Genomic DNA, 25,224 nt, shown 5'->3' on the forward strand with positions numbered 1-25,224 from the left:
TTCACTCCTTATAGTTTATTTACTTGCAGTACATCAATTAATTTTTTTAACTGACCAACAAGTAATCTCGCTTCATTTTCAGTACAAACTGCTGTGAGTTTCATTTCAGAAACGCCATTAGTATCTCTTTCGTTTAAATGTAAAGAAGAGATATAATAACCACGCCGAGCAAAGATCCCACTTATACGTAATAAGACACTTGGCTCGTTATGAATAACGAGTGAAAAAGTATGACTCATTCTTCCCACCTCTTCATAATCATTTCGTTATTCCCTTTGTTTGGCGGAACCATCGGAAATACGTTTTCACCTTCTTCTACACAAAAATCAACTACAACAGGACCTTTATGAGCAAATGCTTCTAACATCACTTGTTTCGCCTCTGTTGAATTTGTTGCTCTTAACCCCTTCACTCCATAAGCTTCTGCCACTTTCACAAAATCTGGCGATCCAATTTTTGATTCTGATAACCGATTTTCATAAAACATTTCCTGCCATTGCCTTACCATCCCTAAAAATTTGTTATTTATAATAAATACTTTTACAGGGATATTATTTTCAGCAACTGTTTGTAATTCTTGAATGTTCATTTGAAAAGAAGCATCACCTGCAATACAAATGACGAGTTCTTCTTCTTTCGCAAGCTGAGCACCAACTGCCGCCGGGAAGCCAAATCCCATCGTCCCTAATCCACCTGACGTTAGAAAAGTCCTTGGGTTTTTCGCTTTATAAAAATGCGCAGCCCACATTTGATGCTGTCCTACTTCTGTCGTAACAATCGCTTCACCATTCGTTAATTCACTTACTAGGCTAATAACATGCTGTGGTTTTAACTCACATTCTGTTTGATTGTAGGAAAGAGGATATTCCTCCTTCCATTCCTCTATTTTCGTAAGCCATTCATTTGTTTGTGTATCAGTCGGCATATGTAACAACATATGTAACGCTTTTTTCACATCTCCAACAACCGGATACTCCACAGTTACATTTTTATGAAACTCAGACGGATCTATATCAATATGTACCTTTTTCGAATGCGGAGAAAAGAGTTCTAATTTTCCTGTTACACGATCATCGAAGCGAACACCTAACGCGAGTAGTAAATCACATTCTGTTACTGCCATATTTGCAGCATACGTTCCATGCATGCCGAGCATTCCTAAAAATAACGAGTCTCCCGGTGGATATGCACCAACTCCCATTAAAGTGGAAACGACAGGAATACGATTCTCCTTCGCAAACTGAATGAGTTCTTCAGAGCCGCCTGCATGAATGACACCTCCTCCGATATAAAGAAGTGGACGTCTTGCTTTTGAAATGGCTTTAGCTACCTCTCTAAGCTTCATACTGTCTGGCATAGGCTCTAGTTTGTATCCTGGAATCTCAATTACTTCATTATAAAAACTTGTTACATTTTCATTTTGAACATCTTTTGGAATATCAATTAATACTGGTCCTGGTCGCCCGCTTTCGGCGATGTAAAAAGCTTCTTGTACAATGCGTGATAAATGATTCACATCACGAACTTGATAATTATGCTTCGTAACAGGTACTGTAATCCCGACAACATCTGCTTCTTGAAATCCGTCTTTTCCGATGAGAGGTTTTGCAACTTGCCCTGTAATAACAACTAAAGGAATCGAATCCATATAAGCATCTGCTAAACCCGTAACTAAATTTGTCGCCCCTGGTCCAGAGGTAGCAAAGACTACCCCGACCTTTCCAGAAGCTCTTGCATATCCTTCTGCCGCATGAATAGCAGCTTGTTCATGACGAGTTAATACGTGCTTCAAACCACTTCCGTATAACGCATCGTATACCGGCAAAATCGCTCCGCCCGGATAACCGAAAACAGTCGTTACACCTAATTTTTTCAAACATTGAATAACGTGTCCGGCACCTGTCACTTCTTCACAATGCAATTTCTCACATGTTGTATGCTGCTCCATTTTACTTAACTCCTCTCCCTACAGTAAGCTCTCCGCCAGTCCTGGAACACGTACTCCTCTTTCTCTCGTTAACTTTTTAAATTCCTCTGTCAATTGTTTCGTTACACTTCCTGGTTTCCCATCTCCAATTTCTCTTGAATCAACTTTTACAACTGGAATTAATTCTGCTGCCGTTCCCGTTAAAAATACTTCATCTGCTACATATACGTCATGGCGAGTAAATGGCCTTTCCTCACACGGAATATTAAGTCGCTCACATAGCTCGATAACACTATTTCTCGTAATACCTTCTAGCGCTCCTAAATAAGAAGGGGGTGTTAACACTTTTCCATCTTTCACAACGAAAACATTATCACCAGATCCTTCGCAAACATATCCTTGCTGATTTAACATAAGGGCCTCTAGCACTCCCGCTTGTGCCGCTTCAATTTTTACCAGTACGTTATTTAAGTAGTTCATTGACTTAATGCGTGGGTCTAATGCATCTGGCGTATTACGTCTTGATGCAACAGATACAACGCTTAGTCCATTATCATAAAATTCCTGTGGGAATAACTTTAATTGTTCTGCAATGATAATAACGCTCGGTTTCACACAACTTCTAGGGTCGAGCCCTAAGTCACCTTTTCCTCGTGAAACAATTAAACGAATGTAGGCATCCGCATACTCATTTTTTTGCAACGTTTGTAAAACCGCTTCTTCCATTTCTTCAACCGTCAATGGGATTGTAAGTAAAATAGATTTTGCCGATTCATATAATCGTTTTACATGTTCTTTTAAACAAAATACATTTCCACCGTAACTACGAATCCCTTCAAATACACCGTCTCCGTATAAAAAACCGTGATCATATACTGAAACAACTGCCTTTTCCTTTTCTACAAATTCCCCATTCATATAAATGTACTGGTTTCCCATCTCACATCGCTCCTCTTTTTTCTCTCTATTTTTGCAATCTATTTCTATATCGATTGCTGAGATGAGTATTTTTAACAGAATATTCAGTATATAAACCTTAAAAATATACTCGTCTCAGCAATCGATTACATACATACTTGTAGCAATCCATTGCTGAGACGAGGGAATCGTGGTACCACTCAGCTTCCTTATACTTCTCACGAAATATAAGCTCTGCAAGTCCAATTAGACTTTTTGTTTTTCTATCGGAAACAACTCCGCTACTTTTTACTAATTTTCAAAAGTAGTACTCCGAGGTGATCTTCAATGATGAAATTGTTACCACCCTCACAGCTTCTGGGCAGCTCTCTGAAACAATTTTTATCATTTACTCTCCTCTTCTACGCATTATCGTATTCTATTTTTAAAATAAAAACTCTCGCCTCAGCAATCAACTACTACAATTTAGTAGCTTTGATTGCTGAGGCGAGAGTTTCGCGTTACCACTCAGCTTCCTTATACTTCTCACGAAATATAAGCTTTGTAGGTCCAATTAGACCCCGTCCTTTTACCGGAGACGATGCCGCCGCCCTCTACTCAGTTTCCCTTTCGCAAGCGATGCTCCGAGGTGATCTTCAATGATTCGATTGTTACTACTCTCGCAGCCTTGGAGTAGCTCTCTGAAACGATCATAATCATCTACTTTCCTCTTCTTTGCATATACAACATATAAAGTTAGAAAATTCTCAATTAACTTTTATTTGTTAAACGTATTATAGGACGTTGTTCTTTTCATTGTCAACATGTTTTCAGAAAATATTTTTAATAATACATATATTTTCGAATCTTTTTTATTGCGCAATAAAAATTTTTGTATAATACTATATAAAACATATATATTTAGGAGGATTACAACAATGTCCGAAAAAACATACGAACTCGCAACCTTCGCAGGCGGTTGCTTTTGGTGCATGGTAAAGCCATTTGATGAACTTCCTGGTATTCATAAAGTACTTTCTGGCTATGCAGGTGGTCATGTAGAAAACCCAACATATGAACAAGTAAAAGCTGGTACATCTGGTCATTTAGAAGTTGTACAAATTACATTCGACCCTTCTATTTTTCCATATGAAAAATTACTAGATTTATATTGGCCACAAATCGATCCAACTGATGATGGCGGACAATTCTTTGACCGCGGTCCCTCTTATCGCACTGCTATTTTTTATCACAATAAAACGCAAAAAGAGCTTGCTGAAAAATCAAAACAAGCTCTTGCAGAAAGCGGTATGTTTAAAGAGCCAATCGTAACTGAAATTCGCCCGGCTGCACCTTTTTATGAGGCTGAAGAATACCATCAACATTTTTATAAAAAGAACCCAGAGAAATATGCTACTGAGCAAAAAGAATCTGGCCGTGAAGATTTTATAAAAGAAAATTGGCAAAAGAAATAATAAAAACGCATCGTGCTTTTTTAGTACGATGCGTTTTTATTTTTGATAAAAGTACCATACAATGATAAAAACAACAGCTGTTAATGTCCAAAGTACTATCTCGTTTTTTACTCTGTTCTTTTTCTTACTCATTTCATCCCCTCCTAGTAGCAATTAAACATAGTCAAGACTTCCTTTGTTTAATTGTCCACTTGATGAATGTGAATAAATCCGTAAAAATTCTTATAGCAAGACCACCAATGATTCCGATTGCAATTGAAATTACTAACGTCTGTCCAAAACTAAAAGTAGTTGTGTATGTTATGTAGAGAACAACGCATACAAGTAAAACATCCGGTAAAGAAAGCAAAAACTTTTTAAGCATTTCTTCAGCTCTCCTATGCTTTATTTATCTCTTCTACTGTAGCTTTGAAATAAAGCTTGTTCAAAAATTCCATTTAGACCCTCTTTTTAAAAGGGATCCTTATCTACATATCCTATTCCATAATTACTCCTAAAATAGAATAATATTACTAGTGATTTATTGTAAAGCAACCATTTTCATTCCATATCAACAAATCATTATTAAAAACTAATTACCGGGCAATCGGATATTGTGCCAACTGCTTACATTGCATTGACCGTATGTATTATCACCTACTGCCACAACGGTGCCATCTGATTTCAGACCGACTGTATGCGCACAACCAGCCGCTATCGCTACAATATCACTCCAATCGCTTACATTACATTGACCATACTCATTCGAACCCATTGCCACTACAGTACCATCTGATTTCAGACCGACTGTATGCTTACTCCCTGCCGCTATTTCCACAATATCACGCCAGCTGCTTGCATCACATTGGCCATGTTTATTATTACCAACAGCCATCACCGTTCCATCCGATTTTAGACCTACAGTATGAAGATAACCTGCCGCCAATGCCACCATACCACTCCAGTCACTTACATCGCATTGTCCATATCGATTATTCCCCACTGTGGTCACTGTGCCGTCCAATTTAAGACCGACTGTATGCCAGTCACCTGCCGTGACCGCCACAATATCACGCCAGCTGCTTACATTGCATTCTCCTTCTTTATTTCGGCCCACCGCTATTACCGTACCATCCGGTTTAAGGCCAAGGGTACGACGCCACCCTGTCGCAACCGATACAATATTATGCCATTCGTTTACATCACATTGATCATGCTTATTCCACCCCACCGCTTCCACAGTATTATCACTTTTCAGAGCGATTGTATGGGCATTACCCGTGTTCGTCGCCATATGAACATTGCCCGCTGCGACTGCTTCAATATCACACCAACGGCTTACATTGCATTCTCCTTCTTTATTTCGCCCTACTGCCACAACTGTGCCATCCGATTTAAGAGCAACTGTATGACCACGACCTGCCGCTATCGTACCTTTAGGCCACCGTTTCACTTTTAATATCTCTTCGTAATTCATGTTTTACCTCCTTGCATATAAGTAACTGTATCCAAATAGATATTTTTATCTAATTTCATTATAAATGACCCGATTTTTTTTATAAATTTACAACTATAAAAGAAGCCTATTATTACTTCTTCAAAAAATAAAAACCTCCAGTTTCAATACTAGAGGTTTTTTCTTTATTTCTTCAATCGTTCAATAAAATCGTTCAATTTATCAAGTGATTTCATATTCTGATTACAAGCTACACCATCTTTGCAAATATAGTTTCCCTTTTTAACGAAAGTTCCTTGTACATCACCTTTAATTTCAACTAAAAACATCCCTACTTCTTCATGTCCATGACATAATGAACAAATGCTTTTTTTATTTAAACTTTGGAACGTTCCTTGCAGACCAACAAACTTATTTTTATCATTTTTTGCTATAATAAATTTCCTGCTTGATCCCTTATCAATCCAACTTAAATAAGATAATTCTTTCATATCCAGTTCTTCCATATCAGGCAGTTTTAACTTTTTCGCTTTAGGAAATAATTTTTTTAATGTTTGTGCTGTAACTTCCTGAAATGGAATGACATACGGATTTATTTTCATTAAAAACGATTCTGCATCTTCTCTATTTTGAACTGTTAATACCGTATCCATTAACTCTTTTTGTTCATCCGTTAAATTCTCAAATACATGTATTATCTTTTCAATCGCTAGTGATTTTAACGCTTGAATTACACCTCTATCATTTGCCGTTGCATGCCCGTTTGCTAAAATATAGGCTTGTGACTTTATAAAATTATATTGATCACTTCTAATAAAAGCTTCCATCTTTATCACTCCATACAAATTGTTGATCTAGTTTTATTGTATACAATGATTCAGCTTTTTGATATGTAAAAGATAAATTAGAAACGAATATTACATACATCGATTATTCTCTACCGCTTCATTTCCTGACAAAAGAAGCCATCATCTGTCTTCCATTCTGCATATAATACGTCTTCAAATTTAGTAATCCCTTTTTGTTTTATTTGTTTATAAAGCCATCCTTCATCAAATCCTGCTTCCCTCAAATTATCTTTCACTACTTTTCCATCACTAATTAATGAAATTGGTAAGTATACAGGCTTATGTTTCAAACTTAAATCATTTATAGTCGGTGATTCATACTTGCTCTTTTTCAGAACGCTTATGTTCCCATTAGGTTCCAAAATCATATACTCCACTTCTCGGATTGAAAATATATCTTTTTGTTGTCTTAGCATTTGTTGTAATTGGTTAATGTCCAAATGATTTACACTTAATTGTTCACGATCAATCTTTCCATTACGAATAATAATAGAAGGATACCCTTCAAAAAACCTTCTTGTTCCTCTTATTTTTTGTGTGATAACTTCTATTGTATAAATTAAAATTACCCAAACAAATACTGAATATAAAATAGACCACACTTTAATTTTAGGATCATATATTGAATTTCCAACAAGCTCACCAAGAACAATAGCAGAAATAAAATCAAATGGCGTCAGCTGAGATATTTGTGTTTTTCCTAATATTTTCGTAGCAATTAATAGAACAAAAAAACCAATTAAAAGCTCTATCGTTATTTGTCCAATATGATTCATAGATGGTCACCTTTCTGCTTTTCACTCAAATATTCTATTTAGTAAAAAAACGGCACATTTTTTCTATTATCTTCCCCATCCATACGCAATATATCCAATATTCACAAAACAAAAAGAGTCTAGTTCAAAATAATATTTGAACTAGACTCTTTTATCTTCATTTAGAATACACTATCTTTTTAATCGTTTCTCCGGATAGAAAATACTCCTCTGCAAGTTGATGAACGGAAATCCCACTTTTAAACGCTTCTTTAATCGCTTTATTTCTTTCATCTAGTTGTTTTCTTCCTCCAGATCGTGTACCCCATTTATAATGTTTCGTTTCTTGTTTTGGAATGTAAATTGTTTCACCTTGTATATACTTTTGAATTTCAATAATTAAACTTTCTGGTAAAACCGTCGCAGCTTTAACGTATTTCATTTCTGCTCGCCCCTTATTTTTTATGGTTCATTTCAATAAGGTGCAAAGCCAAATATAAAAAATGATACAAGTTCATTTAGGCGATTGTATATTACTTATCTACCTCACGCAAAGTATCGCCATTTCCATACTTGGCTTTGCATGAGACGCTGCAGTGTCTGGCAATTGAATTATAATCGCCATATAAACACCTCCTAATATACCTTTTGCATTTTATTATATGATAAATTCCTTCCCCTTGCATCCACATCCTTTTTAAAGCATGAAATTACTTAGTTTGATATAATACTTTTTAGTCCAATCCAAAAGTATAGTGAGGTTGCTTTATGAAAAAGAAAATAATCATTACAATCGTTACATTATTCATTATTACTGTAGCATTATTCGGAACATACAAATTGATGAACGCAAGAAGTTTTCAATTGTTTGGAGATTTAACAAACCGAGTAGAAACAGATGAAAAAGTGATAGCTTTAACTTTTGATGATGGCCCTACTAGCAATGTAAAACAAATATTACCGCTACTAGATAAATACAATGCAAAAGCTACTTTCTTTTTAATCGGAAATGAATTAGAGAAAAATCTATCGTTAGGAGAAGCTATCGCACACTCTGGACACCAACTTGGAAATCATACATATTCTCATAACAGAATGGTTTTTAAAACACCTTCTTTTATTAAAGAAGAAATTGAAAAAACGAATTCATTAATCCGCCAAACAGGATATACAGGCGAAATTGATTTTAGACCACCTAACGGGAAAAAGCTAATTGGTCTGCCCTATTATTTAAATAAAAACAATATCGAAACAATCACATGGGATCTTGAACCTGATACTTTTTATAAATCTGCTGCTGATAAAATTGAATATGTTAATAAAAATGTAAAACCAGGTTCTATCATTTTACTGCACTCTATGTATGATGAGTCTAATGAAAATTTACAGACCATTGAAGGTATTTTAGATTCTTTATCTAAGAAGGGATATCAGTTCGTAACAGTAAACGAACTACAAAAAAGAGCAAAATAAAGTAAAACTTTAATCAGTGTGGGCTTTGTCCAGCCCCCACTGATTATTAGTTGAACCAATCGGGCTTTTACGGGCAGTTGATCCCCCACCTAACTTCTTCGCTTTCGCTAAGTTTTGAGGCGGGGGTCTTACTTCCCGTTAATGCGGGATAAAAAGGTAGCGTATCATAAAATGATACGCTACCTTTCTTTTTAAATAATGCCAAGTACATTTAAGAATACGATAATTATCGCAATTGGTGCGATAAAGCGAAGTAAGAATAACCATAATACGAACAGTTTATAGCCTTTATTTTTACTTACACCAAGTTCTTTCATTAATATATCTTTCTTCATTTTTAAAGGAACAAAGATAGAAACTAATAAAACACCAAGTGGCATTAGTACGTTACTCACTGCATAGTCCGCTAAATCAAAGATTGTCTTTCCGAAAATTTTCAAATCACCTAATATACCAAATGATAATGCTGATGGTACTCCCACAACGAAGATTAATAACCCTACGATTAAAGCCATTTTTTCACGTTTCCCTTTACCTTTTGCAGTTAAAGATGCAACGCTAATTTCTAACATCGAAATTGCCGATGTAATAGTCGCAAAGAAGAATAGTAATAAGAAAACGATGAAGAATAATTTCCCGAATGCCATTTTACTGAAAATAGCTGGCAGTACGATAAATAATAGCCCCGGTCCTTGAGATGGTTCCATCCCAAATGCGAACACTACTGGGAAAATTGCAAGCCCTGCAAGCAATGTAATTACCAGAGTTAAAGCTACGATAGAAAATGCTGAACGCGGTAAACTTTCCTCTTTCGGTAAGTATGAGCTATACGTTACCATAACGGCTACACCGACAGATAATGAGAAGAACGATTGCCCCATTGCATATAAAATGATTTCTGATGTTACGTTTGAGAAATCAGGTTGTAAGAAGAAACGAACGCCTTCTCCAGCACCATCTAACGTAAGTGCACGAACGATTAATACAAAGAATAAAACGAATAATGCTGGCATGAAATATTTATTTACTTTTTCAACACCATTTTGTACACCTTTACTTACGATAAAAATAGTAATAAGGATGAATAATAGCTGCGAGCCAACTGCTAAATACGGATTGGAAATGATTTCACCAAACGTAGCTTCGTATGAGCCATTTCCTTCCCATAGTCTACCTGTAATTGCATTCCATAAGTATAATAAAATCCATCCCCCTACAACACTGTAGAAAGAAAGTAATATGAAACAAGTTACAATCCCTAATTTCCCTAACCATGGCCATAATGTTTTTGGTGCGATTTCTCTATATGCATCAACAGCCTCTTTTTGTGTACTTCTTCCGATTACGAATTCAGCTAATAATAGCGGTAAACCAATTAATAATGTGAAACCGATGAAAATAAGGAAGAACGCCCCGCCTCCTCCGATGCCGGCCATATATGGGAATTTCCAAATCGCCCCAAGACCAATTGCTGAACCTGCTGCAGCTAATACGAAACCTAATTTCGATGTCCATTGCTGTGAATTCATTTGTTAATCTCCTCTCTGTCTCTTTTTCTTTGTTTCAGTTCAGTATTTATATTGTTCTATCAATACTCTTTTCTAATACGCTCACGTCCTCCCTAGTAATAAAAAACGCCCCTACGTAAATACGTAGGGACGACAAAAATATCGCGGTACCACCCTAGTTATGAAGATACACCAAAGTTAGGACCTAAATAAAAAACGTCCCTACGCAAATACGTAGGGACGATAAATTATCGCGGTACCACCCTAGTTATGAAGCCACAACAAAGTAAGACCTAAATAAAAAACGTCCCTACGTAAATACGTAGGGACGATAAATATCGCGGTACCACCCTAGTTGTGAAACAATCTTCACCACTTTATTTGATAACGGTATAAACTACCGTCTTTCATTTCCTCATAATGTGAGATTTATGAAAGATGCTCCAGGACGAACTTCATGAATAATCTATATACTGATTCACACCAACCATCAGCTCTCTGAAATAGGGAGATATTCACTACTATACCCTTTCATTGCCCAAATATTATTTTCCGAATTGATTACTATCATTTTTATCACACATTAAAAATAGTGTCAACTTATATTTTGAATTTTTATGTATTACATTCTATTTAAAAATGTAAAATATGACTTTTAAATGAATAGTATTAGAACATTTATGGTTTATACTGTATTAACTTCTCGAACAGGTTTATAGTAGTATACGATAAAGTGAAACTTTAATCAGTGGGGGTTTTGTTCATCCCCACTGATTATTAGCCTTCACCAATCGGGCTTTTACGGGCAGCCCGATCCCCACCTAACTTCTTTGCTTCCGCTGAATTTTGAGATGGGGGTCTTACTGCCCGTTAATGCGGGGCAAATGCAAGACAGCACGAGTAGGAGGAAAGAATTTTGTCTACTTCAAAAGTTTTAAAAGGAACTGCTTTATTAAGCGGCGCGACAATGATTTCACGTATATTAGGTTTTATATACTTCTTCCCTTTTCAACTATTAGTGGGAACACAAGGGGTCGCTTTATATGGATATGCATACTCTTGGTACGGTATTTTATTAAGCTTTTCAACTGCCGGTATCCCTATTGCCGTTTCCAAATTCGTTGCAAAGCATAATGCGCTTGGTGATTATAGTACAAGCAAAAAATTATACAACTCTAGCGTAAAATTAATGTTGTTTATGGGCTTTTTAGGATTTTTAATTTTATTTATTGGAGCACCATACATATCACAATTTATTATTCGCTCGAAAACGCCAGATCCACAATTTATCGCTGACGTAACACTTACGATGCGAGCATTAAGTTTTGCACTTATTATCGTACCAGCTATGAGTGTTACACGTGGTTATTTCCAAGGATTTCAACATATGAAACCAAGTGCTGTTTCTCAAGTCGTAGAACAAATTGCGCGCGTTGTTTTCATTTTAGTTGGTAGCTTCATCGTCTCAAAACTATTAGGAGGTTCCGTAGCCTCTTCTGTTGCAGTTGCTACGTTTGGAGCTGTTATCGGAGCGCTTGCCAGCGTTTCGATTTTAATGATGTACTGGAAAAAATATAACCGATTAAAGCCTCCCGAAGGAGAATTAAAGTCAAGAGCATCGAATATCCCATTAAAAAATATTTATATAGAACTACTTCGATATGCAATCCCAATTGTATTTGTCGGTATTGCAATTCCGCTTTACACGTTAGTAGATCAATACACTGTAGCTGATGTCCTTAGAGCAATGGGAGAGCCTTTAGAAACAGCGAATGCAGTTTTCGCTTATATAACGAACTATGCCCAAAAGTTAATTATGATTCCAGCTTCACTTGCAACTGGATTCTCATTAACGATCATTCCAGCAATAACGAAATCTTATACAAGCGGGAAACTAGAAGAATTACAAGAACAAATTTCAAAGATATTTCAAGTCTTATTATTCTTCACTATCCCAGCTGCATTCGGTCTTGCTAGCATCGCTTACGATGCATTCCGCATGGTTTATGTAGACCCTAAAATTGCACTTGATGGATCACAGTATTTAATTTCATTTGCACCTTCTGCTATATTAAGTGCTATTTTCACAGTTTCAGCAGCTATATTACAAGGAATCGATTATCAAAGAAAAACGATGATTGCATTCTCAGTCGGTATTCTCGTTAAAGTTTTAGTAAATACACCACTCTTACATTTGTTTGGCGGACACGGTGCTGTACTTGGAACCATTCTTGGATACCTCGTTTCCAATGTTATTATGTTGTACTGCATCGTTAAGTTTGCGAAATTCAAAATGGGTGAGACTGCAAAAACAGTACTTCTTATTACGATTTACTCCGCTGCAATGTCTGCTGTTGTAATTGCTTTAAAAACGATTTTAAAATGGTTAATTCCTGGACAATCTTATATCGAATCACTTCTCATTGTATTTATATGTGGCGCTGCAGGAGGACTTGTTTACCTTTTATTCGTCCTTACGAGCGGACTTGCTTCACATATTCTCGGTGATAGGATTCAACGATTACCATTACTAGGAAAATTAGTGAAATAAAAACGAAGAGATGTAACCCCTTGTTACATCTCTTCGTTTTTCACTTCGCATATTGAATACGTTTTTGTTGTTCAGCAATATTTAATTCTGGAACATGGTGTTCTACTAAATGTAATAGTTCTTCGATTAACACTTCTAACTCCTGTACACTATACTCCGGTTTCCCTATTAGCGTATTCGCCATTCTCTCGTATAGGTTTTCTGGCTTAATACTCATTTGTTCCACATTATTCGGCATCCATTTAAATGCTGGGTGATGTACATACATTTTATTCAGACCAAATAAGATCCCAAATATATTCCTTTGTACTTCACACATAACATCATATAGCATAAGCCAATCTTTTCGTTTTAAAAGAGCCTCTCGATTATGCCAGCGATTGCTTAACCAAAGATTTTCTGAAATCATCCGTTTCACTAAATCTTCTGGATACGCTACCACTCTATCTTTTAATTCATTCACTTTCTCTTCTCCATACAAACTAACACCATCATGAACGGATGATACGATACATTGTTTTTCATAACTTATATCATATTGATCCACCACATCCGAAATCACTTTCTCTACTGTTTCTGTTAAAAAGTTACTAATCTCTAATTTAATTCCCTCTTTCGTCAAATATGTTTCCGACCATTCTTCTTCCTCGTAAGGATGATAGGACAAAATTGTTCCACCAATATGGTTAATAGGCCCTTTACGATCCTCATCCTCTAATGGTGCTGACCATAAAATATGTAATTCTATATCTGAATGTTCATCTTCTAACTTTCTAGCTACTGAACCTGCTAAAATAATAGCCTCCACTTTCGGATTTTGCCTATAAATCTCCGACATTTCTATCGCTTTCTCTTTTAATCCCACTTCATTTCCCCCTAAAATTGCAGTACACCCTTATTTTTTCCATTTATCTATTTCGATATTACGCATTATATTTCCTTTTCAAAGTTTCACTAAATCATATTTCTACCCAATAACGCTGAATAATTTCACCAGTATGAGAAGAAACTACTTCATTTTCTAACACGCCGCCAACTTTTTGAATCGTTTTAGCCGAAGCGATATTAACTTTATCACAAGTTATTAACACTTTCTGCAACCCTAACTTTTGCGCTTCATCTAATGCGAGTTTTAATTGTTTTGTCGCGTAACCTTGGCGACGTTTATTCGGATGGACACTATATCCAATATGACCACTTTCCCACAATAATTCTTCGTTTAATCGATGTCTAATATTCACAAAACCTATAAGTTCCCCTTTTTCAAAACTTAAAAATTGGCTAGATGGTACTCGATTAGCTTGTAAGTTTTCTCCCACTTCTTGTATACTCACTTTTTCAAACCATTCATCGAGAGAATCAAAATTTTGTAAAGAACTACTACCATGTGGTTGTTCCTCAGCATTTAAAAATGCCTCCCGGTACTCCAAAATTTGTTCACTATATTCATGTGTTGGTTTTAATAGTTTCATTGTCATTCTCCCCTCTCTCCAACCTAAAACAAACACCTTAATCTTGACAATTTCACGATTAAGGTGTTTCTATCATTTTCATTCAAATAATCCCATACTTAAATAACGCTCACCTGTATCAGGTGCAATACATAAAACTTTTTTACCAGCGCCTAATCGTTTTGCAATCATAATCGCTGCATAAACAGAAGCTCCAGAAGATGGCCCTACTAATAAACCTTCTTGCCTAGCTAAGTTTCTCATTGTCGTTAAAGCCTCTTCGTCTGCAATTTGAATAATTTCGTTATACACTTCTGTATTTAAGTTTTTCGGGATAAACCCTGGACTTGTTCCTACTAGTTTATGAGGACCTGGAACACCACCTGATAAAACGGGAGATCCTTTCGGTTCTACTACTGCAATATATAAGTTTGGTAGTTTCTCTTTTAACGTTTCACCAGTCCCAGTAATCGTTCCGCCTGTTCCCGCCGTTGCTACGAATGCATCAAGCTTTCCATCCATTTGTTCATAAATTTCAAGTGCAGTTGTATAACGATGAATATTCGGGTTTGCTGGGTTTTCGAATTGTTGCGGAATAAAACTATTTGGAATTTGCTTTTGCAGTTCTAATGCCTTCGCAATCGCTCCTGGCATTCTTTGTTCTGCTGGTGTTAAAACTACTTCTGCTCCGTATGCTTTCAATAAATTTATACGCTCTTTTGACATATTATCTGGCATAATTAAAATCGCTTTATACCCTTTAGCAGCTGCATTCATCGCTAAGCCTATTCCTGTATTTCCACTTGTCGGTTCAATAATTGTATCTCCTGGTTTGATGAGACCATTCTCTTCTGCAACGTGCAGTAAATTATAGGCAGCACGATCTTTCACGCTGCGTGACGGATTAAACATTTCCAGTTTTACATACACATCTGCTGCGTCTTCTGGAATAAATTTAGATAATCGGACGACAGGTGTATCCCCTATTAATTCTGTTACGTTTTCACATAATTTCATAGCGCATCCCCTATTCTATCGTTTTCTTATCACTTGGTAATAACCAAGAAGTAAGTCCAATTAATGGTAGACAACTACATAGTAACATAATGAATTGTAGACTATATATATCAGCCAATTTCCCAAGGACTACAGATCCTAAAGCTCCGAGTCCAAACGCAAGCCCTACAATTAATCCCGATACCATTCCTACTTTTCCAGGAACAAGCTCTTGCGCATAAACAACAATTACACTAAAACTACTTGAACTAATAAAACCGATACATAAAAATAACGGTACAACCCACACGAGCGACACGTGAGGTAGCAAAAGTGCAAGTGGCGCCGAACCTAGCATTGAAAATACAATAATTGTTTTCTTTCCAAATCGATCTGCCAGTGGACCACCAAAGAAAGTTCCTAATACACCAGCAATCATAAATGCGAATACGAAATACTGGGCATTTTTTATAGATAAACCGTAATGCTCAATTAAGTAAAATTGATAGAAATTCCCGATACCAGCACCGTACCAAGATCGTACAAAAGTAAGAAAAACAAGAAGTAATATAACAAATTTAATATGTGTACTGACAATCGCATTTTCTGCCTCAAGCGCAGCCCTCTTTTTTCTTCTCACAGCGCCAGTTGCTAATTCATTCCTATACCAATTTGATACGAAAATTAATAACACAATTCCTACCGCTGCAAATGCGGTAAAACCTAAAGAACCAATTTGGCCGAGCGGAACGAAAATTAACGCTGTAAAAATAGGAGCTAAGGAGTTCCCTGTATTTCCTCCTACTTGATAAATCGCTTGCGCTAAACCTCGCTTTGCACCGGACGCCATATAAGCAACACGAGCACCTTCTGGATGAAAGACTGCGGAACCTAATCCGATAAATAAAACAGAAATAATAACAATAATAAAGTTCGGTGCAAATGCAAGTCCAATCATCCCAAGCATACTCGAAAACATACCGAGCGGTAATAAAAATGGTGATGGCTTCTTATCTGAATACATACCAAAAACCGGCTGCATAATCGATGACGTCATATTTAATGCAAACGCAATCCACCCTACTTGCATATAGGATAAATTCATCGTTTTTTCCAAAATAGGAAACAATGCCGGCACGACTGCTTGCATCGAGTCATTTAAAAAGTGACCGAAACTAATCGCAAATAGTATTCGGTATATTGTCGGTGTTTCTACTGTGTTTTTTTGCGAAACTGCCTGCATATGTGTATTTCTCCTTCCTGTACAAAATATATATTTATTACAGCAGGTGTAATAAATTCTGACTTTTGAAACATTTATATTCTATACTGGTTTCATTTCTTTTTCCAGAAATATCACTTTTTACATAATATATTTTCTCTATATGTTTTATCGGATTTATTTATAGAAATTTTCTATATTTTCTTTTATACTAAGGCAGAGATGAAGGAAAGGATGACAACTATGAAGAAAAAAACAAAAGGAATCGTTGCACTCTCAATCACATTATCTATGTTTTTAACAGCATGTGGCCAAAAACAAGAGTCAGCAACTACCGGAGAAAAGAAAAAAGAATCTTCAAAACAAGTATTAAACATTGTAGAAGCTGGGGAAATTTCTACACTTGATTCATCTATCGCAACCGATGGGTTTTCTTACGCTGCTTTAAACAACGTAATGGAAGGATTATATATGCCTGGGCCTGACAATAAACCTGTTCCTGCAGCAGCTGAATCATACAAACTGAGCGAAGACGGAAAAACATATACATTTACATTACACGATTCAAAATGGTCAAATGGCGATCCAGTAACTGCTCATGATTTTGAATATGCATGGAAACGTGCCGTAAATCCAGAGACTGCTTCTGAATACGCACATATTATGTTCGATATTAAAAACGCAGAAAAAATAAATAAAAAAGAATTGCCAATTGACTCATTTGGTGTAAAAGCAATTGACGATAAAACATTAGAAGTACAGTTAGAACACCCTGTTCCATACTTTTTAGGTTTAATGGGATTTGCAACATTTTATCCTCAAAACAAAAAGGTTGTAGAAGCACAAGGGAAAAATTACGGACTTGAAGCTGCAAATGTAGTTTATAACGGACCTTTCCAATTAAGTGAATGGAAACATGATACAAGTTATAAAATGACAAAAAACCCGAACTACTGGGATAATAAAAATGTGAAATTAAATGAAATTAATGTAAATATCGTAAAAGATACTTCAACAGCTGTTAATTTATTTGAAAGTAAACAAGTAGACCGAATTACGATTAATTCAGAGTTTGTTGATAAATATCAAAAAGATCCGAGCTTAAAGAAAATGGAACGTCCTTCCGTGACATTTTTCCGATTTAGCCAAAAGAATCCTTTATTAGCAAACAAAAACGCTCGAAAAGCTATTTCGCTTGCTTTTGATAAACAGGGAATCGCAACAACGATTTTAAATAATGGTTCTATCCCTGCGAATGCATTCGTTCCGAAAGGATTCGTAAAAGGACCTGATAATAAAGATTTTCGCAGTACAAGTAATGTAAAAGTAGAAACAAATGTGAAAGAAGCTAAGGCACTATGGGAAACTGCGAAAAAAGAAACAAACTTACAAAACACTTCTCTTTCAATCATAACAACTGATGAATCTAACGATAAAAAAATTAGTGAGTTTTTAAAAGGTGAACTAGAGAAAAACTTACCTGGACTAAAAATCACATTACAACCCCTTCCAGTAAAGGCATTTTTAGATCGTGAAGGAAATGGCGATTTTGAAATTTCACTTTCCACTTGGGGACCGGATTATCCTGATCCTACAACATTTTTAAATATGTTCGTCACAGACGGACCGTTTAATAAGATGAGTTACTCAAACAAACAATACGACGAATTAATTGAGAAAACGAGCTCTACTTTAGTAACAGACTTACCAGCACGTTGGAAAGCGTTCCAAGATGCAGAGAAAATCTTACTTGAAGATGATGCAGCTATCGCTCCAATCTTCCAATCAGGACTTGTATATTTAGAACGTCCAACAGTAAAAGATGTTGTTGTTCGTCCATTTGCAGGAATTTATTCTTATAAATGGGCCTCTATTACAGAATAAGAAAAAGGCGATCCTAAAGCATATTAGGATCGCCTTTTTTATTAAATTGCAAAACGCTTATACTTCTCGTAATCGCTCGTCTTACATTCTACTTCTAGTTTCGTACCTTCGTTTTCATAACTCGTAGATAGAACGTGCGCATGATTATTAAAATAAGAAACTACCTGTCCTTGATCATACGGAATTAACATTTCACACTTCGTATACTCTTTATAGATGTGTGAGCGAATCATTTCTACAAGTTCTTCAATTCCAACATGTTTCTTCGCTGATAAATAAACGCGGTCTTCTTGCACTTTCGGAATTTCAACATCTACCATATCTGATTTATTATAAGCATAGATTGTTGGAATATTTTCTACTCCAATTTTCTTTAACGTTTCATTTGTAATATCAATTAACTGTTCATAATTTGGATTTGCGTAATCTACAACATGAATAAGTAAGTCTGCTTCCGCTACCTCTTCCAATGTTGAACGGAATGCTTTTACAAGATGATGCGGTAATTTACTTACAAACCCAACAGTATCTGTTAATAAGAATGATTTGTTATCTGGCAAATCAATATTTCGTACAGATGTTTCTAACGTCGCGAATAACATATCTTTTTCAAATACTTGTTTTTCTTCTGTACCATTATAAATTTCAAGCATCGCATTCATCGTCGTTGACTTTCCTGCGTTCGTATAACCTACTAATGCTACAACTGGTACTTCATTTTTCTTACGTTGCTTTCGCTGTGTTTGACGCTGCGCAACAAGTGCCTCTAAATCCTTATTTAAAACTGAAATCTGCTCTTCAATTTTACGACGGTCTAATTCTAATTTCTTCTCACCGACACCTTTATTTTTCGTACCAACGCCGCCACTCTGTCTTCCTAATGATTCACGAAGACCGATTAAACGAGGCATCATATACTGAAGATGCGCTACCTCTACTTGCAACTGCGCTTCTTTCGTCTTCGCACGTTGCGCAAAAATATCTAAAATTAATATGGTACGATCAATAACTTTACAATCTAAATCCGCCTCTAAATTTCGAATTTGTGAAGGAGATAATTCGTCATTAAAGATTACCATATTCGCATCTACTTCATTTACATAGGCTGTTACTTCTTCAATTTTTCCTTTTCCAATATAATGGGATGGATTAACTCGTTGTAAATTTTGCGTCACTTGCCCAATTACCTCTACATCACAAGCTTCTGCAAGATTTGTTAACTCTTCCATCGAATAAGCAAAATCATCTTCCTTACCTAAATTTACTCCAACTAAAACTGCTCTTTGTAATAATTCTTCCATATATTTATTCCTCCATTTCGATTACGTAAAATAAAAAACACAGGTCGCTGCCTGTGTTTTCGTAAACGGATAAGGGTTCACCAAAGAAACAGGAGAAAGTTATATTTTCCTCCTACTTCATAGTCAAAAAGTCCCAAAATCATATACGTATCCACAATAAGTGTTCACCTATACGATCCCATTCTATTTATAAAGGCAAAACAAAAAGAGGGCGTATTCGTCCCTCCCTCTTTTTCACATATAAGCTTAATAAAGGGTTCCTTTAAAATAGGCAGACCAATCCCGTTCACTCTGTACACAGACAGAGCCTTTGAGCGCTATTCAATTATTGGCACAAAGTATTGAGACGTAATCTGATTAAGATCAAAGGAAGCCCCTCCGTTCATTTTAAGTTACATAAAGTGTAGCATAAGTAATTCGCTTTCACAAGATTTAACAACCTATCTCATGCTAAAGAAATTCTTTATATTTTTACTTTAAGCGTCATTTTTTGCGCGTTTTTCTTACAATAAAAATAACAACTGCAATAATCAATAACACACCTATAGAAATAACAGCAACTTGCCACCAACTTAAACCTTTCACCATCTCACCTTTTAAATCCACTTTCTTCGTTGGAGCTGACTCTTTTGCAATATGACTTAAGGCTTTTCTCTTCAGCTCTGCCTCATCTAATCTCTGTGTTCCACTACAAATAGATGTCTCTAATTTTCCCTCCCCTCTATAAGAAGAAAAGACTAAATATTCTCCTCCCTCTGCAAAACGAAATGTACAGCTACCAAAACTTGTATATATAATAATTTGCGAAGAGCTTGTCCCTTTCCAAATTTTCTTCACTTCAAATAATGTTTTCATTTCCCCATCTTTCTCTTGAACTTCTAACACCTTACCTTCAAACACTACATTAGTTTTTTGTAACCTCTCTTCTGGTGATGCTTTCATACACTCACAAGCGTAAGACTTCTCTGCTAAAACAATAAGAATAAAGCTGCAAATAATGACAACAGGAAATATATACAAAATTCTTTTCAAAGAGCCCAACTCTCTTCATTATCAATTTTTAAAACTTCTCGTATACTATTTTTACACCACTCACCAAATTCCTTCATAGTAAATTAAGCTTCTAGTTTCAATACAATAAAAGTCTTTATTGACATTTTTATAACCTGATATTAGTATCAAGTTATAAAAATAAGTTAGGAGATGTTCCTATGCATTCTAAATCTCGTATTACTGCAATCGGTACTTATGTTCCAGATCAAATATTGTCTAATAACGATTTAGAAAAAATGATCAATACGAATGATGAATGGATTGTACAAAGAACAGGAATGAAGGAAAGAAGAATCGCTAGCGAAGAAGAATACTCCTCACACTTAGCCATTAAAGCAATTGAAAATTTATGTACAACATTTAAAAAGAACTTAGAAGATATCGACTGTATCATCGTCGCTACAACAACCGCTGACTATGTATTTCCTAGTGTCGCGTGTCAAATACAACAATATTTCAACATACCTCATACAATAGCATTTGATTTAAATGCGACTTGCGCTGGTTTCACATATGGACTACATGTAGCTAATAGCTTAATCACTTCTGGATCACATAAAAAAATACTTGTAGTAGCGTCAGAGACATTATCAAAAGTTACTGATTACACCGATAGAACGACTTGTATTCTGTTCGGTGATGGCGCTGGAGCTATTTTATTAGAAAAAGATGAAAACAAACCAAGCTTTATCGCTTCTCACATGGGAACAAACGGTGACGGCGGCATTCACCTATACAGAACAAACTTATCTACTACTATGAATGACACACCACTGCAAACAAATGAAAAAATCGTGCAAAACGGAAGAGAAGTATATAAATGGGCAACACGCACGGTACCAGCAGGTATAAAAGAACTATTACATACCGCACATATGCAAATAGATGATATAGACTGGTTCGTACCTCACAGTGTTAACTTACGAATGATTGAATCTATTTGTGAGAAAACCGAAATTCCAATTTCAAAAACTTTGATGAGTGTAAAATACATGGGGAATACATCTTCAGCTTCTATTCCACTTGCTCTAGATTTAGCTAGAAAAGAAGGAAAATTAAATAACGGAGACACACTTTTACTGTACGGATTTGGTGGTGGCCTCACACATTTAGTTCTTATTGTGGAGTGGGATTTAAGTTAAAAGTATGAAAAGAGGTTCTAGTCAGTAACTAGAACCTCTCTTTAATTTCTTTCTCCTTTTCGAGACCATATCACAACAGGAATGAGCATGAAAGCTAACACTCCTCCCACTAACGACAATGCCGCATAGCTCGAATTCGCCACTACCATTCCTGACATCGCTCCACCTGAAGCTCCAGCTAGCGCAATAAACACATCGATCTTTCCTTGTGTTTTTGCACGTGTGGAAGGTATAGTTGCATCAACAATTTGAGCAGTACCACTGATTAAACCGAGGTTCCATCCTAATCCAAGTAAAGACAAAGCAACAATTAATAGTATTAAAGAATCACTCGGCGCTATTGCAGCTATTACACCTGCTGCTAGTAAAATTACTCCACCAGCTATACTCATCGTAGTTCTGCCAATTTTATCAATTAACATTCCCGTAACGAGAGATGGAAGATACATTGCACCTACATGAAAACTAATTACAAGTCCTACTGCACTTAAACCATGACCGTGATGTCCCATATGAACTGGCGTCATCGTCATAATTGCAACCATCACGACTTGTGTAAGTATCATTACGATAGCTCCAACAGTAATTCCTCGTTTGTTTTCTATCGCTTCTTCTGTTACTGGTTGCCCTTTATATGTATGCTCTTGTTTATATGTTTCTATCATATTAGCAATAAGTAACGGATCTGGACGAAGCATAACAAATAGAACAAGACCAGCTAGTATAAATGCTGCTGCCGATAATATGAAAGGACCAGCAAGTTCAGGAATTCCAATTGAATGAGCAAACCTTCCCATTACACCTACTAAATTTGGACCTGCGACTGCACCAAAAGTCGTCATTACCATCGTAATACTAATAGCGGTTGCTCTTTGCTTCTTATTCGCTAAATCCGTTCCAGCATAACGCGCTTGTAAATTCGTAGCTGTACCCGCGCCATATATAAGTAAAGAAACTAGTAAAAGAATAATACTATTTGTTAAAGCTGCCACCACAACTCCAATAGCCCCTAGTCCACCTACTATAAAACCTCCTGCAAGCCCTATACGGCGACCATGTTTTTGTGATAATTTTCCAACAAAGAAAGCTGCTACCGCAGATCCCATTGTAAACATAGCTGCCGGCAATCCTGCATATGCATCGGTCCCAAGCATTTGCTGCGCAAGGAGTGCACCTACTGTAATGCCAGCAGCTAACCCTGCTCCGCCGAACATTTGTGAAATACTTACGATTATTAATGTTCTTTTGTATAATTTTTGTTGTTCTTCTTCTGTATATATATGATTACTTATTGAAGCATCTGCTGTATCTATCATTTTCTCATCCTTTCTATAAAACTAATACGTCTTGTTAATGTACTATAGAACAACAAAATCCCCAAATTTAAAATACTAAAATTTATTTATACATGTAAAGAACCCCACGGTTTATGTTTCACTCATTACCGAAGAGTTCCCAAAATAACTATACTAATTTTTTCACAACTAGCATTCCATCATGTGAATATAACTCACTTTTAGCTTATTTCCCATACACTCCCCCTACAACTCTCTCCCCTCTCTTTTTATCCAAATTCTTTCCTTCCCAAAATAACAAACCTACTAAAGCAAAAACTAAAATAATTGGCACACTCGCTTTATATAAATCTGTAAAACTCATTGCCATCTGATTTTGAGCATAGTGATTCACATCATTCGAAAATGCGAGTACCTCTTTCTTTATACTTTCCTCTTGTTTTTCAACTTCTTTTGTCACTTGATTCATAACTTCTTCTCTTTTTATATCTCTATATTCTACTGGAATTCCTCTTAATACTTCATCCACTTTTTTGTGAATTAATGCATCTTTTTTCTCTTTATTTAAACCTACAAATGTATTATTTTGATGCTTTTCTACACTTACTTCTATACTTTGTTTCTCCATTTTTTCTTTTGTTACTTGTAGTATTTCAGCTTGCTGTGGGCTGTCCACATGAATATTATGCACTTTTTCTTCTGCATAACGATATACATTCTCTTTATTTACAGCTAAATTGTGCGTTAAGTTAGATACAAATATTGCAACCGCTAATACAATTCCTACTTGCCGCAACATCGAGACAACACTTTGAGAAGCGGTTAATAATTCTCCTTCAAACGAAGAAGCACTTAAAACTGTAATTGGACCTACTACTAAACCATACCCAACACCTAATATCATACAAGGAATAATAATTTCTATATTTGTTGAATTAACATCAATCATTTGCAACCAATAATAAGATAAACCCATAACAAGAAAGCCTGAAAAAATAATAGTTACTTTTCCGAGTTTTTTAATTAAAGTTGCTGCAACTGGTGAGACAAAAAATATCATTGCTGAAATAGGTGTCACTAAAAAAGCTGCTTCAATTTCCGTTCGGCCTTGTATTTTCGTCAAGAACGTTGGAAGCAATACAGTAACTCCAATTAAAAATAAATTACTTAATATGACAACGATAGATGCTCCAACAAACATTCGATCTTTAAATAAATTTAAATTCACCATCGGATTATGAATCTTTCGTTCTACTAAAACAAATAGAATAAGAGAAATCGTGCTAATTGCATAACAAAACAAAGCAATATTACTTTGCCATCCCCATGTATTTCCTTTTACTAATATGAGAGTCAAAGAAAAAATTGCTGTGCTACTTAATACTAGTCCTCCCCAATCTATTTTTGAGATAATACGTTCTTCATTTTTTATTTGTAGCATAATGCAGCATAAAATGATTCCAAGAATACAAATTGGAACATTAACAAAGAACACCCATCTCCAACCGAAATTTTGTGTAATAATTCCACCTATTACTGGTCCCATCGCCGCTGACAATCCTTGTGTTACTCCTAAAATTGCAAGTGCAACATGCCTCTTAGCTAATGGCATTGCAGATACACCAATCACCATACTTGTTGGAAATAAAATGGCTGCCCCAATGCTTTGGATAAAACGAGAAAAAATGAGAAAGTCGCCTGTATTAGCAAAAGCGCAAAGTACCGATCCACCACCAAAAACCACCAGGCCAAGAATATACATCTTTGCTTTTCCAAAAATATCAGCTATCCGTCCTAGTGGAATGGCGAGTACTGCAATTGTCATTGTATAAACATTTAATACCCAAGACATCTTCTCTAATGAAGTATTTACACTCCTTTGTATAGCCGGTAAAGCTATATTCATAATTGTCGTATCAATCATACAAAGAAAGATACCTAGACACATTAAAAAGACAATCTTAATACCCTTTGATTGCTCCATTTCCTTCTACCCCTTTATTGTGAACGT

The 25,224-nt window shown here is 35.9% G+C and carries 22 protein-coding genes and 3 other annotated features; of the genes, 5 read left to right on the forward strand and 17 right to left on the reverse strand.

The features are described 5' to 3' along the window. Window positions 1-8: 8 nt before the first annotated feature. Genes ACXY7N_RS03785 through ilvE form a run of 3 tightly spaced genes read right to left on the reverse strand, consistent with a single transcriptional unit; the run spans window position 9 to window position 2,866 of the window. A complete protein-coding gene (locus ACXY7N_RS03785) occupies window positions 9-239 on the reverse strand; it encodes an ACT domain-containing protein (protein WP_002108560.1) in 231 nt (76 codons plus the stop codon). After that, on the reverse strand, window positions 236-1,948 hold the full coding sequence (gene ilvB, locus ACXY7N_RS03790; RefSeq protein ID WP_088083593.1) for an acetolactate synthase large subunit: 1,713 nt from the start codon (window positions 1,946-1,948) through the stop codon (window positions 236-238). Before ilvB ends, ACXY7N_RS03785 begins: the two co-directional genes overlap by 4 nt. Window positions 1,949-1,966: 18 nt before the next feature. Then, entirely contained in the window at window positions 1,967-2,866 is a 900-nt protein-coding gene (ilvE, locus tag ACXY7N_RS03795; RefSeq protein WP_000528139.1) for a branched-chain-amino-acid transaminase, read from the reverse strand. Between the two features lie 151 nt (window positions 2,867-3,017). Then, window positions 3,018-3,258: a binding site (T-box leader), on the reverse strand. Between the two features lie 66 nt (window positions 3,259-3,324). Then, window positions 3,325-3,569, reverse strand: a binding site (T-box leader). 193 nt (window positions 3,570-3,762) lie between these two features. Here ilvE and msrA point away from each other — a divergent pair. Continuing rightward, window positions 3,763-4,299: a peptide-methionine (S)-S-oxide reductase MsrA gene (msrA, locus tag ACXY7N_RS03800; RefSeq protein ID WP_016088408.1), complete on the forward strand. Its 537-nt coding sequence runs from the start codon at window positions 3,763-3,765 to the stop codon at window positions 4,297-4,299. A 163-nt stretch (window positions 4,300-4,462) separates the two neighbouring features. Here the strand turns inward: msrA and ACXY7N_RS03805 are convergent, their stop codons facing one another. From ACXY7N_RS03805 to ACXY7N_RS03825, 5 genes are all read right to left on the reverse strand, one after another. Further along, window positions 4,463-4,663, reverse strand: a complete 201-nt coding sequence (locus ACXY7N_RS03805; RefSeq protein ID WP_016088409.1) for a hypothetical protein — start codon at window positions 4,661-4,663, stop codon at window positions 4,463-4,465. Between the two features lie 207 nt (window positions 4,664-4,870). After that, window positions 4,871-5,755 (reverse strand): RCC1 domain-containing protein, encoded by an 885-nt coding sequence (locus ACXY7N_RS03810; protein WP_098985834.1) that lies wholly within the window; start codon window positions 5,753-5,755, stop codon window positions 4,871-4,873. Window positions 5,756-5,919: 164 nt separating this feature from the next. Further along, the gene (locus tag ACXY7N_RS03815) at window positions 5,920-6,561 is read right to left on the reverse strand and encodes a FusB/FusC family EF-G-binding protein (RefSeq protein ID WP_000387080.1); all 642 of its coding nucleotides are present in this window, start codon (window positions 6,559-6,561) and stop codon (window positions 5,920-5,922) included. Between the two features lie 110 nt (window positions 6,562-6,671). Beyond that, window positions 6,672-7,358, reverse strand: a complete 687-nt coding sequence (locus tag ACXY7N_RS03820) for a DUF421 domain-containing protein (RefSeq protein ID WP_001015533.1) — start codon at window positions 7,356-7,358, stop codon at window positions 6,672-6,674. Between the two features lie 157 nt (window positions 7,359-7,515). Beyond that, window positions 7,516-7,779 (reverse strand): CD3324 family protein, encoded by a 264-nt coding sequence (locus ACXY7N_RS03825; protein ID WP_016088411.1) that lies wholly within the window; start codon window positions 7,777-7,779, stop codon window positions 7,516-7,518. 326 nt (window positions 7,780-8,105) lie between these two features. Here ACXY7N_RS03825 and ACXY7N_RS03830 point away from each other — a divergent pair, with 326 nt between their 5' ends. Next, entirely contained in the window at window positions 8,106-8,810 is a 705-nt protein-coding gene (locus ACXY7N_RS03830; RefSeq protein ID WP_016088412.1) for a polysaccharide deacetylase family protein, read from the forward strand. A 191-nt stretch (window positions 8,811-9,001) separates the two neighbouring features. On the opposite strand, the gene ACXY7N_RS03835 is transcribed toward ACXY7N_RS03830, so the two are convergent. After that, entirely contained in the window at window positions 9,002-10,339 is a 1,338-nt protein-coding gene (locus tag ACXY7N_RS03835; protein WP_016088413.1) for a sodium-dependent transporter, read from the reverse strand. A gap of 300 nt (window positions 10,340-10,639) precedes the next feature. After that, window positions 10,640-10,862: a binding site (T-box leader), on the reverse strand. Window positions 10,863-11,234: 372 nt separating this feature from the next. Between ACXY7N_RS03835 and ACXY7N_RS03840 the strand changes: the two genes are divergently transcribed. Next, window positions 11,235-12,869, forward strand: coding sequence for a putative polysaccharide biosynthesis protein (locus tag ACXY7N_RS03840; RefSeq protein ID WP_000107874.1), 1,635 nt, complete (start codon window positions 11,235-11,237; stop codon window positions 12,867-12,869). A gap of 40 nt (window positions 12,870-12,909) precedes the next feature. Here the strand turns inward: ACXY7N_RS03840 and ACXY7N_RS03845 are convergent, their stop codons facing one another. The 4 genes from ACXY7N_RS03845 to ACXY7N_RS03860 form a co-directional block, all read right to left on the reverse strand. Then, on the reverse strand, window positions 12,910-13,734 hold the full coding sequence (locus ACXY7N_RS03845; protein WP_016088414.1) for a DUF4037 domain-containing protein: 825 nt from the start codon (window positions 13,732-13,734) through the stop codon (window positions 12,910-12,912). Window positions 13,735-13,828: 94 nt separating this feature from the next. Next, window positions 13,829-14,341, reverse strand: coding sequence for a GNAT family N-acetyltransferase (locus ACXY7N_RS03850; protein WP_033659660.1), 513 nt, complete (start codon window positions 14,339-14,341; stop codon window positions 13,829-13,831). A 78-nt stretch (window positions 14,342-14,419) separates the two neighbouring features. Continuing rightward, window positions 14,420-15,337 carry a cysteine synthase A gene (gene cysK / locus ACXY7N_RS03855; RefSeq protein ID WP_016134140.1) on the reverse strand — a complete coding sequence of 306 codons (918 nt, stop codon included), beginning with the start codon at window positions 15,335-15,337 and terminating at the stop codon, window positions 14,420-14,422. A gap of 10 nt (window positions 15,338-15,347) precedes the next feature. Beyond that, a complete protein-coding gene (locus ACXY7N_RS03860; protein WP_001149431.1) occupies window positions 15,348-16,559 on the reverse strand; it encodes an MFS transporter in 1,212 nt (403 codons plus the stop codon). Window positions 16,560-16,781: 222 nt separating this feature from the next. Between ACXY7N_RS03860 and ACXY7N_RS03865 the strand changes: the two genes are divergently transcribed. Further along, entirely contained in the window at window positions 16,782-18,422 is a 1,641-nt protein-coding gene (locus ACXY7N_RS03865; protein WP_016088416.1) for a peptide ABC transporter substrate-binding protein, read from the forward strand. Window positions 18,423-18,463: 41 nt separating this feature from the next. Here the strand turns inward: ACXY7N_RS03865 and hflX are convergent, their stop codons facing one another. Both hflX and ACXY7N_RS03875 read right to left on the reverse strand, forming a co-directional pair. Continuing rightward, the gene (gene hflX / locus ACXY7N_RS03870) at window positions 18,464-19,723 is read right to left on the reverse strand and encodes a GTPase HflX (protein ID WP_488592286.1); all 1,260 of its coding nucleotides are present in this window, start codon (window positions 19,721-19,723) and stop codon (window positions 18,464-18,466) included. Window positions 19,724-20,206: 483 nt separating this feature from the next. Continuing rightward, window positions 20,207-20,755, reverse strand: coding sequence for a cobalamin biosynthesis protein CbiN (locus ACXY7N_RS03875; protein WP_488592287.1), 549 nt, complete (start codon window positions 20,753-20,755; stop codon window positions 20,207-20,209). Between the two features lie 179 nt (window positions 20,756-20,934). On the opposite strand from ACXY7N_RS03875, the gene ACXY7N_RS03880 reads away from it, so the two are divergent. Beyond that, window positions 20,935-21,918: a beta-ketoacyl-ACP synthase 3 gene (locus ACXY7N_RS03880; RefSeq protein ID WP_488592288.1), complete on the forward strand. Its 984-nt coding sequence runs from the start codon at window positions 20,935-20,937 to the stop codon at window positions 21,916-21,918. 41 nt (window positions 21,919-21,959) lie between these two features. Here the strand turns inward: ACXY7N_RS03880 and ACXY7N_RS03885 are convergent, their stop codons facing one another. Continuing rightward, window positions 21,960-23,234 carry an MFS transporter gene (locus ACXY7N_RS03885; protein WP_488592289.1) on the reverse strand — a complete coding sequence of 425 codons (1,275 nt, stop codon included), beginning with the start codon at window positions 23,232-23,234 and terminating at the stop codon, window positions 21,960-21,962. Window positions 23,235-23,439: 205 nt separating this feature from the next. Then, on the reverse strand, window positions 23,440-25,197 hold the full coding sequence (locus ACXY7N_RS03890) for an MFS transporter (protein ID WP_488592290.1): 1,758 nt from the start codon (window positions 25,195-25,197) through the stop codon (window positions 23,440-23,442). Window positions 25,198-25,224 lie beyond the last annotated feature (27 nt).

The sequence above is a fragment of the Bacillus sp. 5w2 genome (genome assembly GCF_054353775.1).

What these genes read in the sequence shown, in the direction of transcription:
- ACXY7N_RS03830 (WP_016088412.1), top strand. Translation starts at nt 8,106, where the DNA reads ATGAAAAAGAAAATAATCATTACAATCGTTACATTATTCATTATTACT.
- ACXY7N_RS03815 (WP_000387080.1), bottom strand. Translation starts at nt 6,561, where the DNA reads ATGGAAGCTTTTATTAGAAGTGATCAATATAATTTTATAAAGTCACAA.
- ACXY7N_RS03810 (WP_098985834.1), bottom strand. Translation starts at nt 5,755, where the DNA reads ATGAATTACGAAGAGATATTAAAAGTGAAACGGTGGCCTAAAGGTACG.
- ACXY7N_RS03865 (WP_016088416.1), top strand. Translation starts at nt 16,782, where the DNA reads ATGAAGAAAAAAACAAAAGGAATCGTTGCACTCTCAATCACATTATCT.
- ilvE (WP_000528139.1), bottom strand. Translation starts at nt 2,866, where the DNA reads ATGGGAAACCAGTACATTTATATGAATGGGGAATTTGTAGAAAAGGAA.
- ACXY7N_RS03825 (WP_016088411.1), bottom strand. Translation starts at nt 7,779, where the DNA reads ATGAAATACGTTAAAGCTGCGACGGTTTTACCAGAAAGTTTAATTATT.
- ACXY7N_RS03880 (WP_488592288.1), top strand. Translation starts at nt 20,935, where the DNA reads ATGCATTCTAAATCTCGTATTACTGCAATCGGTACTTATGTTCCAGAT.
- ACXY7N_RS03820 (WP_001015533.1), bottom strand. Translation starts at nt 7,358, where the DNA reads ATGAATCATATTGGACAAATAACGATAGAGCTTTTAATTGGTTTTTTT.
- cysK (WP_016134140.1), bottom strand. Translation starts at nt 15,337, where the DNA reads ATGAAATTATGTGAAAACGTAACAGAATTAATAGGGGATACACCTGTC.
- ACXY7N_RS03850 (WP_033659660.1), bottom strand. Translation starts at nt 14,341, where the DNA reads ATGAAACTATTAAAACCAACACATGAATATAGTGAACAAATTTTGGAG.
- ACXY7N_RS03805 (WP_016088409.1), bottom strand. Translation starts at nt 4,663, where the DNA reads ATGCTTAAAAAGTTTTTGCTTTCTTTACCGGATGTTTTACTTGTATGC.
- hflX (WP_488592286.1), bottom strand. Translation starts at nt 19,723, where the DNA reads ATGGAAGAATTATTACAAAGAGCAGTTTTAGTTGGAGTAAATTTAGGT.
- ACXY7N_RS03885 (WP_488592289.1), bottom strand. Translation starts at nt 23,234, where the DNA reads ATGATAGATACAGCAGATGCTTCAATAAGTAATCATATATATACAGAA.
- ACXY7N_RS03835 (WP_016088413.1), bottom strand. Translation starts at nt 10,339, where the DNA reads ATGAATTCACAGCAATGGACATCGAAATTAGGTTTCGTATTAGCTGCA.
- ACXY7N_RS03860 (WP_001149431.1), bottom strand. Translation starts at nt 16,559, where the DNA reads ATGCAGGCAGTTTCGCAAAAAAACACAGTAGAAACACCGACAATATAC.
- ilvB (WP_088083593.1), bottom strand. Translation starts at nt 1,948, where the DNA reads ATGGAGCAGCATACAACATGTGAGAAATTGCATTGTGAAGAAGTGACA.
- ACXY7N_RS03890 (WP_488592290.1), bottom strand. Translation starts at nt 25,197, where the DNA reads ATGGAGCAATCAAAGGGTATTAAGATTGTCTTTTTAATGTGTCTAGGT.
- msrA (WP_016088408.1), top strand. Translation starts at nt 3,763, where the DNA reads ATGTCCGAAAAAACATACGAACTCGCAACCTTCGCAGGCGGTTGCTTT.
- ACXY7N_RS03785 (WP_002108560.1), bottom strand. Translation starts at nt 239, where the DNA reads ATGAGTCATACTTTTTCACTCGTTATTCATAACGAGCCAAGTGTCTTA.